Annotated in this window: 8 protein-coding genes; all 8 read left to right on the top strand. The window is 38.5% G+C overall.

The features are described 5' to 3' along the window. Positions 1-124: 124 nt before the first annotated feature. The 8 genes from OPU68_RS15695 (at position 125) to OPU68_RS15730 (ending at position 13,274) form a co-directional block, all read left to right on the top strand. Positions 125-940, top strand: coding sequence for an SDR family oxidoreductase (locus OPU68_RS15695; protein WP_498474903.1), 816 nt, complete (start codon positions 125-127; stop codon positions 938-940). 166 nt (positions 941-1,106) lie between these two features. Further along, positions 1,107-2,825, top strand: a complete 1,719-nt coding sequence (locus OPU68_RS15700; RefSeq protein ID WP_498474904.1) for a glycoside hydrolase family 43 protein — start codon at positions 1,107-1,109, stop codon at positions 2,823-2,825. A gap of 244 nt (positions 2,826-3,069) precedes the next feature. Further along, positions 3,070-4,683: a glycoside hydrolase family 43 protein gene (locus tag OPU68_RS15705; RefSeq protein WP_498474905.1), complete on the top strand. Its 1,614-nt coding sequence runs from the start codon at positions 3,070-3,072 to the stop codon at positions 4,681-4,683. Between the two features lie 353 nt (positions 4,684-5,036). Next, a complete protein-coding gene (locus tag OPU68_RS15710) occupies positions 5,037-5,909 on the top strand; it encodes an alpha/beta hydrolase (RefSeq protein ID WP_498474906.1) in 873 nt (290 codons plus the stop codon). Between the two features lie 4 nt (positions 5,910-5,913). Further along, a complete protein-coding gene (locus tag OPU68_RS15715) occupies positions 5,914-8,478 on the top strand; it encodes a glycosyl hydrolase 115 family protein (protein WP_498474907.1) in 2,565 nt (854 codons plus the stop codon). 80 nt (positions 8,479-8,558) lie between these two features. Beyond that, on the top strand, positions 8,559-9,677 hold the full coding sequence (locus OPU68_RS15720) for a glycoside hydrolase family 43 protein (protein WP_498474908.1): 1,119 nt from the start codon (positions 8,559-8,561) through the stop codon (positions 9,675-9,677). A gap of 18 nt (positions 9,678-9,695) precedes the next feature. Then, positions 9,696-11,087 carry a glycoside hydrolase family 43 protein gene (locus OPU68_RS15725; RefSeq protein ID WP_498474909.1) on the top strand — a complete coding sequence of 464 codons (1,392 nt, stop codon included), beginning with the start codon at positions 9,696-9,698 and terminating at the stop codon, positions 11,085-11,087. A 180-nt stretch (positions 11,088-11,267) separates the two neighbouring features. Continuing rightward, positions 11,268-13,274, top strand: coding sequence for an NPCBM/NEW2 domain-containing protein (locus OPU68_RS15730; protein ID WP_498474910.1), 2,007 nt, complete (start codon positions 11,268-11,270; stop codon positions 13,272-13,274). The last annotated feature ends 3 nt before the right edge of the window (positions 13,275-13,277 follow it).

A 13,277-nucleotide genomic window follows, 5' to 3' on the forward strand; every position in this document is an offset into this window, starting at 1 on the left:
CTCCGAACCCGAAGGGTTCAACAACAATAGCCGTAGGTGAAACCTATGGTACAGGATTAAACGAATCAAAGAACCCGAAGGGTTCAATATTATCAATCATCATTTATCAACCATCAATCAAAAAATGAACGAAATATTCAGCATAAAAGATAAAGTAGCAGTCATTACCGGAGCTTCAGGCGTCTTAGGCGGAAGTCTGGCTAAAAGTTTCATCGAAGCCGGAGCAAAAGTTGTGGCTTTGGGAAGAAATCAGGAAACTCTGGATGCTCGTGTTAGAGAATTAACAGAATCGGGGGGTGATGCATTCGCCGTGGAAGCCAATGTAATGGATGTTGAAAGTCTCGAAACAGCGTCAAAGAAAATCCTTGAAAAGTACGGTAAAATAGATATTCTTCTTAACATTGCAGGTGGAAATATCCCTGCTGCAACTTTGTCTCCCGACCAGTCTTTTTTTGATATGAAAATGGAAGCGTGGAACGAAGTAACAGATCTTAATATAAACGGAACCGTTTATCCAAGCTATGTTTTCGGAAAAGTAATGGCAGAGCAGGGAAGCGGAAGTATCGTCAATATTTCATCAATGGCGGCTTACTCGGCAATTACAAGAGTGGCAGGTTATTCAGCGGCAAAGTCGGCGATTACCAATTTTACACAATGGCTGGCGTCGGATGTAGCATTGAAATTTGGCGATAAAATTCGTGTCAACGCAATTGCTCCAGGATTTTTCATTGGAGATCAGAACCGTGCAATTTTATTGAATCCTGACGGCTCTTTAACCGACCGAAGTAAAAAAGTCATTGCCAAAACCCCAATGGGACGTTTCGGAAATGCAGACGAACTTAATGGTGCTGTACAATTTTTGTGTTCAGATGCCGCAAGTTTTATCACAGGTGCTTTACTTCCTATTGATGGAGGTTTCAGCGCATTCAGTGGAGTTTAAAATGAATATTATTTTCTTCATATAGTTGCAAGGCCTTAATGTTTTTTCTCATAATTAAGGTCTTGTTTTTAAAGTTTAATTCAGTAAAAAAATCTTATTTCGTTTCTTTTTTTAATGAAAATAACGAAATCTGATGTCATAAAATTCCAAAGCATAAAAATAAAAAATGAAACAGAATATCATCCATACCATATTAAGTCGAAAGACTTCTAAGTTCATTATCGCTTCTGCGTTATTCTCAATCAATAGCATTTCAGCACAGACTTTTTCAGATTTTTCCTATCGTGGAAATGATAAAATATACACCAACAATCCTTTGAAAGAAAACGAATTTTATTCGCCAATTCTTCAGGGTTGCTATCCGGATCCGAGTATTACCAGAAAGGGAGACGATTATTACTTGGTTAATTCATCATTTTCAATGTTTCCGGGTGTTCCGATTTTTACATCTAAAGATTTGGTCAACTGGAAGCAGGTGGGTCACGTTCTCGACAGACCTTCACAGCTTAAAGTTGAAAAAGGAGGCGTTTCTCAGGGAATTTATGCGCCGGACATCAAATACAACAAATTCAACGACACTTTTTATATGATTACTACCCAGATTGCTGGCGGAGTAGGAAATATGGTCGTGAAAACGAAAGATCCTGCAAAAGGCTGGAGCGAAGTCCAGAAACTGAATTTCGATGGAATCGATCCTGCAATTTTCTTTGATGATGATGGTAAAGCATATATTGTTCATAACGATGCACCACCAAAAGGAACAGAACAGTATCAAGGTCACCGCGTCATCAAAATGTGGGATTACGATTTGGAAAAAGACCAGGTTGTGGCTGGTTCAGATAAAATTATTGTAAACGGTGGCGTTGATCTTTCCCAAAAACCAATCTGGATCGAAGGTCCACATATTTACAAAAAGAACGGAAAATATTTCCTGATGTGTGCAGAAGGTGGAACTGGCGGTAACCACAGCGAAGTTATTTTTATGTCAGATTCGCCGAAAGGGCCTTTCATTCCTGCAAAAAACAATCCTATTTTAACACAGCGATATTTCCCGAAAGACAGAAAAGATAAAGTAGATTGGGCTGGTCACGCCGATTTGGTGGAAACTCCTGATGGAAAATATTATGGTGTATTTCTGGCGATTCGTCCAAACGAAAAAGGACGTGTGAATCACGGAAGAGAAACTTTCATTCTTCCTGTAGACTGGAACGGAACATATCCTGTTTTTGAAAACGGATTGGTTCCAATGAAGCCAAAAATAAAATTACCGGAAGGCGTAAAAAATCAAACCGGACAAAACGGATTTTTCCCGAACGGAAATTTCACGTACAACGATAAACTAACCGATAAAAACCTTGATTTACGATGGATTGCAATGCGTGGACCACGAGAAAACTTTATTGCAACAGCTAAAAATGGGGTGAAAGTAACTCCTTTTGAAACCAATATCAAAGCTTTGGCTCCGGTTTCGGCATTATTCCACAGACTACAGCACGAAGATTTTGAAACTTCCGTAACACTCGATTTCAAACCGAAATCTGAAAAAGAATTAGCCGGAATCACTTGTTATCAAAGTGAAAGATTCAACTATGTTTTCGGAATTACTAAAAAGGATAAAGACTTTTACATCGTTTTAGAAAGAACAGAAAAAGGAGAATCAAAATTGATTGCCAGCGAAAAGATTTCACTTTCAAAAACCATCAAATTGCAGGTGGTTAGTGAAAAAGATGATCTTAATTTTAATTACTCTTTAGATGGAAAAACCTACAAAAATCTTGGCGGTCCGGTTTCCGGAGATATTCTTTCTACCGATGTTGCAGGCGGATTCACAGGAAGTTTAATTGGCTTGTACAGCACATTATCTAATGATATTGTACCGAACTAATATTAAAAATAATTATCTCGCAGATAAAACGGATTAAGCTGATTTTTATGATGATTATCTGTAAAATCAGATAAATCTGCGAGAGGAAAATTTTAAAAATTGCAAGACTTTGCTGAGTTGTAGTTTATGCTGAGCTTGTCGAAGTATCCTAGCGAACTTTAAAAAAGTTAGTTGTTAAAAAATCTTTGCGTCCATTGCGTTTAAAAGATTATTCAATATTTAAACCAATCAAAATATTAAAGTTTTGAAAATTAATAAACCATTTTATATAGTTTCTTTATACGGATTTATCGGGCTGAATCTCCTTTTGGCTCAGGTAAATCCGGTTAAGAAACAACAGACGACAGCATTTACCAATCCTATCATTTGGGCAGATGCTCCGGATTTGTCAATTACCAGAAACGGCGATGATTTTTATCTCATCAGTACCACTATGCACCTGATGCCGGGAGCTCCGGTAATGCACTCCAAAGATTTGGTTCATTGGGAAATGGCAAGCTATGTTTTCAATACTCTGAATGACAATTCTAAATATGATTTGCTTAATGGAACAGTTTACGGTCGCGGACAATGGGCTTCTTCCATCCGCTATCACAAAGGGAAATATTACGTTTTATTTTCCCCGAATGACGAGCCTTTCAGATCCTATTTCTATGTAACGGATAATCCCGAAAAAGGAAACTGGAAACTGATTACCAGAACCCGACATTTTCACGATGCTTCGTTGTTATTTGATGATGACGACAGAGTTTATGTTTTTACTTCCAACAAAGTTTTTGAATTAAGTCCAGATTTTAAAGATGTCATCGGAAATCCAGACGGAACGGTGGTTTTTGAAAAAGATTCTTCTGAAACCGGACTTTTGGAAGGCAATCAAATTATTAAAAAAGATGGAAAATATTATATGATGATGATTTCCTGGCCAAGAGGTGGAAAACGCCGTCAGGAAGTTTACAGAGCAGATAAAGTGGCCGGACCTTACGAGAAAAAAGTCATTTTGGAAGACAACTTTTTAGGATTTTCTTACGCTGGACAAGGTGCTTTGATTGATGATAAAAACGGCAATTGGTATTCACTGATTTTTCAGGATAGAAATGGAGTAGGGCGCGTCCCGATTTTGATTCCTGTAAAGTGGGAAAAGGACTGGCCTGTTTTGGGCGATAATGGGAAAGTTCCATTAAATGGCGAAGTTCCGCTTCCTACATTTAAACCAAAAAATAATATTGTAGAAAGTGATGAGTTTTCAGATAAAAAATTGAAAATCCAGTGGCAATGGAATCATAATCCTGTGAACGAAGCCTGGTCTTTATCCGACAGAAAAGGTTTTATGAGACTGAAAACGAGCCGTATTGTAGATAATATTTATGCCGCGCCGAATACTTTAACGCAAAGAATGGAAGGTCCGAAATCAAGTGCAGTTGTTGCGTTAGATTTAAAAGGAATGAAGGACGGCGACGTTACAGGTTTTAGCGCATTCAATGGGGATTCAGGGATTTTATCGATTGTAAAAGAAGGTAATCAAAAATTTCTCATTTTTTCTACAAATGAAGTAAGCTTGGATAACAAAACGAAAGCGATTACTGGAGTAAAGAAAGAAGAAAAGAAACGCATTGAAATTAAATCTGATAAGATTTTCTTACGTATTGAAGCTGATTTCAACCTTGGAAAAGATTTGACGGATTTTTCTTACAGCATCGACCAGAAAAACTGGACAGAAATGGCGAAAGACTACAAAATGATTTTTGATTACAGAAGATTTTTTATGGGTTCAAAATTTGCGATTTTCAATTATGCTACGAAAAGTATTGGAGGTTTTGTGGATATTGATTTTTTCAGAGTAAACAAAACTTCAGAATAATAAAAGAGAGAATTAATTTTTTGGTAGCTTATCCGCCTGTAGTTCATCCTGAGCTTATAGAAGGGCTCCCAATCTTTTTTGCTGGAGATTTTAGAATAAATAGAACTAGTGTACAAGCAAAAAAGGATTTCCGCTCAAGTCGGGCTACGAGAGATTCGGCCTTTAAAAAGAATCATAAATACTGCTCTGTAGGAGCAATCTGTTAATAGCAAAAAAGAGGATTCATTAAAACAAAGCCTCGTAGAGGCGACCTGTTAATTGCAGCCAAAATTGACATTAAAAAGGAAAAAATAATTCTATTGGGTATTATTTTTTTGTCTAAATTAATAAGTGTAAAAATTACAAATAATAATATGAAAAATTCAATACTTCTTATTGTAGCTTTTTTGTTTTCGGGAATGTCTGTTTCTGCGCAAACTTTTGAAAAACAGGCTCCACAAGGTTTTGATGTAGAAAATAAAGAAGTTCCACACGGAAAAATTGATACGATTAAGTACGAATCGAAATCAATAGGAACTCAAAGAAAAGCATTAGTCTATACACCTCCAGGCTTCAAAAAGGGCGAAAAATATCCAGTTTTGTACCTGCTTCACGGCATAGGCGGAGATGAAAAAGAATGGTTTAAAAATGGAACGCCCCAGATTATTCTCGACAATCTCTATTCACAAGGGAAACTGACGCCGATGATTGTCGTTTTGCCCAATGGCAGAGCGATGAAAGATGACAGAGCAACGGGAAATATTTGGGCGAAATATAAAGTGGAAGCTTTCGCAACCTTTGAAAAAGATTTGTTAAACGACCTGATTCCTTTCATAGAAAAAAAATATCCGGTAAAAAAAGACAGAGAAAACAGAGCGATTGCAGGACTGTCAATGGGAGGCGGACAAACCCTGAATTTCGGATTGGGAAATATCGATAAATTCGCTTGGATTGGCGGTTTTTCCTCTGCGCCAAACACCAAAGAACCTCAACAGTTACTTCCGAATCCTGCCAAAGCAAAAGAATTAAAACTGCTTTGGATTTCCTGTGGCCACCAGGATGGATTGATGCCTTTCAGTAAAAGAACAAGCGATTATCTGACGGAAAATAAAATTCCACATATTTTTTATGTAGAACCGGGCGGTCACGATTTCAAAGTTTGGAAAAATGATTTGTATCTGTTTTCACAGTTGCTTTTCAAGCCTGTCAATCAGAAAGAAATAAACGAGTCATTACAATCAGAATAAATTTATGCTTAAAAATATTCACCAAATAAAAATTTTTCTTTTACTATGTTTTCTTAACATCGGAGTTTCATTTGCTCAACAAACATCAGGAATTACAGAAAATATCATTTCAAATGAGAATGGTTTTCCAATTGTTTCAGTGGAAGGAAATGCCGCAAATCTATTTTACGAAAAATCAGAAAATGTTGCCGTCATTCGTGCTATAAAAGATTTGCAGTCTGATATTCAGAAAGTGACAGGGAATTTGCCGAATCTTTCAACCTCTGAAACTTCTGGCGATTTTGAAATCATCATTGGAACTTTAGGCACAAATAAAAGTATTGATAAACTTATTTCATCCAAAAAAATAAATGCTAAAGATATAAAAGGAAAATGGGAAAGTTTCGTGATTACCACGGTTGAAAATCCAAAATCTAAATCCAAAAAACAGCTCATTATTGCAGGAAGCGACAGACGTGGAACGATTTACGGAATCTATGAACTGTCCAAACAATTAGGTGTTTCTCCTTGGCATTATTGGAGCGATGTTCCCGTTCAAAAACGCTCTTCAGCTTATGTAATTCCGGGATATTTTGCTTCAGGCGAACCAAAAGTAAAATACCGTGGGATTTTTATTAATGATGAAGAACCTGCTTTTGGAACTTGGGCTAGAGCCAAATTCGGAGGAATCAACAGTAAAATGTATTCGCATATGTTTGAACTTTTGCTTCGTCTTCGAGCCAATTATTTTTGGCCTGCCATGTGGGGAAAAGCCTTCAACGAAGATGATCCGCTCAACCCAAAAATTGCCGATGAATACGGAATCGTGATGGGAACTTCGCACCACGAACCGATGATGCGAGCACAGAAAGAATGGGGAAATAACCGCAACGAATACGGAAACGGCGAATGGAATTACCACACCAATAAAGATGCGCTTCTGAAATTCTGGGAAGACGGATTCAGCCGGAACAAAAACTACGATAATCTAGTCACAATGGGAATGCGTGGCGATGGTGACGAACCGATGAACGATTTGGGAAGTGCTGAAGCCAACTTCAAACTGTTGGAAAAAATTATGCAGGATCAGCGTAAAATTATCGAAAAAGTAACTAAAAAGTCGGCAAAAGAAACACCTCAGCTTTGGGCGTTGTACAGCGAAGTTTTGGATTATTATGACCAGGGAATGAAAGTTCCGGATGATATGACGATTCTATTGTGTGACGACAATTGGGGAAATGTCCGCCGATTGCCTTATCTCGATACCAAAAAACATCCCGGCGGTTACGGAATGTATTACCACGTAGACTTGCACGGTGCGCCAAGAGCGTATCAATGGCTGAATATGGCGCAAATTCCGCATATGTGGGAACAGTTGCAGTTGACGTATAGTTATGGCGTGGATAAAATCTGGATTCTGAATGTTGGAGATTTAAAACCGAATGAATATCCAATGGATTTCTTTCTGAATATGGCGTGGAATCCGACTTCTTTTACCCAGGATAATCTTGAAAATTACACTGTAAAATTTGCGGAAGAACATTTCGGAAATCACAATGCGAAAGAAATTGCAGAAATCATCAATCTGTATTGTAAGTACAATTCCAGAGTTTCTGCAGAAATGATGAATCACAAGACTTACAATCTTCAAAGTGGAGAATTTTTCCAGGTGAGAGATTCGTATTTGGCTTTGGAAACAAGAGCTTTGAGACAGTTTTTGACTTTAGATGAAACTTACAAAGACACTTACAAACAAATCGTTTTACATCCTGTTCGTGCAATGGCCAATCTCTACGATATGTATTATGCTGTCGCAATGAATCACAAATTGACAGATGAAAAAGACGTGAAAGCCAATTATTGGGCAGATTACGCCGATGAATGTTTCGCCAGAGATGCCGAATACACCAAAGATTACAACCTGAATATCTCCGGTGGAAAATGGAATCATATGATGGATCAAACGCATATTGGTTACAAATCCTGGGACGAACCGAAAGAAGGAAACATCAAACCAACCGTTTACAGAATCACACCCGAAGAAGCAAAAATAGGCGGTTATATTTTCGAAGAGAAAAATGGTGTAGTGGCGATGGAAGCCGAACATTTTTTTGAAACTAAAAATTCCAAAAACACAAAATGGACAGTTATTCCAGATTTAGGAAGAACGCTTTCCGGAATTGCTTTGATGCCTTACACCGAGAAAACAGATGAATCTTCAGTAGCTTATCAGTTTAAATTAAAAAATAAATCTTCCACTGTAAAAGTTCATTTCTTCTTTGATTCTACGCTTCCGTTCAAAAATGGTGGTCACAGTATTAAAGCTTATTTCGATAAAAACGAACCAAAAACCATCGGCATCAATCAGGATTTGACTTGGGCAAATAATTATACCAAAATGTATCCTGCAGCTGCTGCGAGATTGGTCGAAAAAGTAGAAACATTTACGCTTCCTGCCAATCAAAATGGAAATTATACCCTGATAATTGAACCTTTAGACCCGGGAATTGTTTTGTACAAAGTAGTTGTGGACAACGGCGGCTACGAAGAAACGTATTTGAAAATGGATGAAAGTCCGTATAAGAGATAAATATCCAACAAGTCACAACGGGATGGTTTTACAAAGAATAGGATGCGATCCTATCAACATAAAAAGACAAAATTAAAAATATGAAGATTTTTAAAAATATTCTGGCATTTTCATTATTCATTTTTACTTTGAGTAATGGATTTGCTCAGACTGAAAAAAGCAAAAGTTCCCTACAGAAAGAATTTCGCTACACCAATCCTATAACCAGAGATTCCGCTATTTCTATGCGTGATCATTTCATCATCAAAGTAGATGATTTGTGGTATTGTGTGGGAACTTCCAATCCGGTTTGGACAGGTCCGAATCCCGGTGTCCGAATGTTGGTTTCGAAAGATTTAATCAACTGGAAACAGCATTCTTTTATCATCGATGCCAAAAAACTTCCGAAAGACACACCTTACAACGGACGATTCTGGGCTCCCGAAATTCATTTTATACAAGGAAAATACTGGTTGACCGTAAACAGCGGAAAAGTCACCAAAGAAGACCCGAAAGGAATGGCAACTCACAGTGTTTGGTTATTTTCAGCAGATAAAGTTAGAGGACCTTATAAATTGGTCAATGGACCTTTGACGCCACAATATAATAATGATTCTACCTTATTTGAAGATGAAGACGGACAGGTTTATCTATACTGTAGTGGTAACGGACTTTTTCAAGCTAAAATTGATTTGAAAACAGGAAAATTAACCACACCTATTCAAAAACTTCTCGACAAAAAACAACCCGGCTGGCCGGAATGGATGGTTGGCGGAATCGAAGGACCTTTTGTCATCAAAAAAGAAGGAACTTATTTTATGTTTTTCTCGACTTGGACAAGAGGTTACGAAGTGGGTTTATTAAAATCAAAATCGCCTCTAGGACCTTGGGAACTGGCATCACCAGAACCTATTTTCGGAACAAGAAAAAAAGGATACCGAACCGAAATGGCTAAAGAAAACGGTTACGACAATCTTTTCTTTACCGATACCGAAGATCCATATCAGGAAACGGGACACAATGCATTGTTCATCGGACCAGACGGAAATCTCTGGAATTCCTGCCATTATTTTATGTATGAAAAAAGACCTTATCCCTACAGTCAGACTTTTCAGCCTTGGGAATCTGGTCCGCAAATGGGAATCGAGCCAGTAAATTACAAAGACGGAATGTTTTACATCGATGGACCAACCTGGACAGAACAAATCATTAAATATTAAATTCAAAAAAAACTGATTATGATTAAGAAAACAGTTTTAAAATATACTTTAAATATTGGGTTGATGCTCACAGGATTATCGCTGTCTGCGCAAAATCCCATCATTCAGACTAAATTCACGGCTGATCCCGCACCATTGGTTTACAAAGACACCGTTTTTCTGTACACTAGTCACGACGAAGATGATGCGTTCGGATTTAAAATGAAAGACTGGCTGTTGTACACTTCAACCGATATGGTCAATTGGACAGACCACGGCGTTGTGGCTTCTCTAAAGGATTTCAAATGGACAGACCCGGAAAACGGAGCGTGGGCGCCTCAGGTCATAGAAAGAAACGGCAAATTTTATATGTATTGCCCGATGCCAGGACAAAGAGGAATCGGTGTTTTGGTGGCAGACAGTCCGTATGGTCCTTTCAAAGACCCGATCGGAAAACCGCTGGTTAAAAATTCAAGTGATGATATCGACCCGACGGTTTTGATTGATGATGATGGACAAGCTTATCTGTACTGGGGAAATCCTAATTTATGGTATGTAAAGCTTAATAAAGATATGATTTCTGTTGACGGACAAATTGTGAAAGATACGTCGATTGCCAAAGTCAAAGGTTCTCCCGACCCGTTTCATTATCAGGAAGGTCCTTGGGCTTGGAAACGTAACGGAAATTATTATATGGCGTATGCTTCAACGTGCTGTCCGGAAGGAATCGGTTATGCAATGGGCAAGTCGGCAACCGGTCCGTGGGAATACAAAGGAATGATTATGGACAGTGACAAACGCTCCAACGGAAATCATCCCGGAATCATCAATTATAAAGGAAAATCTTACGTTTTTGGTTTCAATTACAATCTTGGAAAACAAACAATAAGTAAGCATTACGAGCGCCGTTCCATTTGTGTGAGCGAACTGACTTATAATGCCGATGGTACGATTCAAAAATTACCATTCTGGAATCCTGAAGGTGTAAAAAGAATTGCTACTTTGAATCCGTATGAAAAAGTTGAAGCGGAAACGATTGCGTACAGTGAAGGCTTGAAAACAGAAAAAATGACTGAGTGGGAAAGAAATAATCCTTACGACACAGGCAAAAAAATTACTGACCGAATGGTGGTTTCATCGATTAATAATGGTGATTACCTCAAAGTTCAGGGCGTTGATTTTTCCAAAGGAACAAAATCTCTGGAAGTATCGGTGGCTTCAATGAATGGCGGAAGTATAGAAATCCACACCGATGCGGTGGACGGACCGATATTAGGAACCGTTCAGGTAATCGGAAAAGCGGAAGGCGACTTATTTAAAACCATTAAATCTCCAGTAAAAAATATGAAAGGCGTGCACGATGTGTATTTTGTATTCAAAGGAAGCAAAGACCTTTTCTACTTCGATTGGTGGAAATTTAGTGCAAGTTAAATAATTAAACAAACACTTCGACTCCGCTCAGTGTGACATTTCTAATATTAGCTGTTGTCATATTGAGCTTATCGGAATGTTTTAACAATGTCAGTCTGAGCGAAGTCGAAGACCTAGGTGAAGTTATGGACAATCCTATATTTTTTTAAATACAATGAATCATCTTAATCAATTTTAAAAATGTACAGATTTAAACTCTTTATTCTCAATTTCTTAATAGCTGGATGCTGGTTAAATGCACAGACTGTCGTTTGGTTAGATGAACTTGACCTGAGCGTTTCCACACAAGGTCACGGCAAACCGGGCATCAATACATCCGTCGCCGGAAAACCTTTGACGATTGCCGGCGAAGTGTTTAAAAGAGGTTTCGGAACACACGCCGAAAGTTCCCTGTTGATACAATTAGATGGAAAAGCAAAGACGTTTACGGCATTGGTAGGACTCGATGATGAGGTTAAAGAGCAGAATCCGGCAGTAGCTTTTGAAATTTATGGAGATAATAAAAAAATATGGTCTAGTGAATTAATGCATCTTGGTGATAAGGCAAAACCTGTATCTGTTTCATTAGAAGGCATTAACCAACTGGAATTGCTGGTAACAGATGGTGAAAACGGTCCTTATTATGACCACGCCAACTGGGTTGATGCAAAATTTGAAACCACAGGAGTGAATACCTTAAAAACATTCAATCCAATTTCATCAGAGGAATATATTTTAACGCCAAAATCTCCTGCAACGCCAAAAATCAATTCTGCAAAGGTTTTCGGCGTTCGCCCCGGCTCGCCTTTCCTGTTTAGGATTCCGGCAACAGGAGATCGACCGATGACATTCTCTGTAAAAGAGCTTCCGAAAGGATTAAAAATAGATCCGAAAACAGGAATCATCACAGGGAAACTGGATAAAAAAGGAACATCTGAAGTCAGTTTAATGGCTCAGAATGCAAAAGGAAAAACTTCAAAAAAAATCAAAATCGTTTGTGGAGATAAGATTGCGCTCACGCCGACGATGGGCTGGAACAGCTGGAATTGTTTTGGGCTAGAAGTTTCTTCGGAGAAAGTGAAAATTGCAGCAGATGCTTTGGTAAAAAGCGGTTTGGCAGATCACGGCTGGAGCTACATCAATATTGATGACTCGTGGCAGTACAATCGGGATTCTAAAGACCAAGCAAAAATGCGTGATGAAAAAGGATTTATTATTCCCAATTCAAAATTTCCAGATATGAAAGGTCTTGCAGATTATGTACATTATAACGGATTAAAAATGGGAATCTATTCTTCTCCTGGTCCGTGGACTTGCGGCGGCTGTGTCGGCAGCTACGGTTACGAAAAACAGGATGCCGAAATTTATTCAAGATGGGGCATCGATTATTTAAAATACGACTGGTGCAGCTATGGCGGCGTGATAGATGGCTTGCCGGAAAACGACGCTTTCAAAGTTCCTTCCCTCGCTTTTCAGGGCGGAGGTGACCCGGAAAAAGGAGTGAAACCTTTCAAAGTGATGGGCGATTTGCTTCGTCAGCAACCGAGAGATATTGTGTATAATCTTTGTCAGTACGGGATGGGAGACGTCTGGAAATGGGGCGATAAAGTTGATGCGCAGTCGTGGAGAACCACCAATGATATTACCGATACTTGGGCAAGCGTCAAAGGCATTGCATTGGCTCAGGATAAAGCCGCTCCGTTTGCGAAACCAGGCAATTGGAACGATGCAGATATGCTAGTTGTTGGCGAAGTAGGTTGGGGAAATCCTCACAAGAGCCGTCTTAAACCGGACGAGCAATATCTCCACATCAGCCTTTGGAGTATATTTTCAGCGCCTTTGCTTATTGGTTGTGATTTAGAAAAATTAGATGATTTTACATTAAATCTTTTAACGAATGATGAGGTAATTGCCGTCAATCAGGATGTTTTAGGGAAACAGGGAATGTGTCTACAAACTATCGGAGAGCTCAGAGTTTATGTCAAAGAGCTGGAAGACGGAGGAAAAGCAGTTGCTTTTACCAATTTCGGAAGGGAAAAAGTGAAGATGAATTATAAAGATTTTTCGAAGTTGGGAATAGCTGGAAAACAAACCGTTCGTGATTTATGGAGGCAAAAAGATATTTCAAAATTAAATACAACTAACGAAAGCCTGCCACTGGATATTCCGGCGCACGGTGTGGCTTATTATAAATTTATTCAGAATTAATTA

The sequence above is a fragment of the Chryseobacterium sp. TB1-D10 genome (assembly GCF_059803555.1).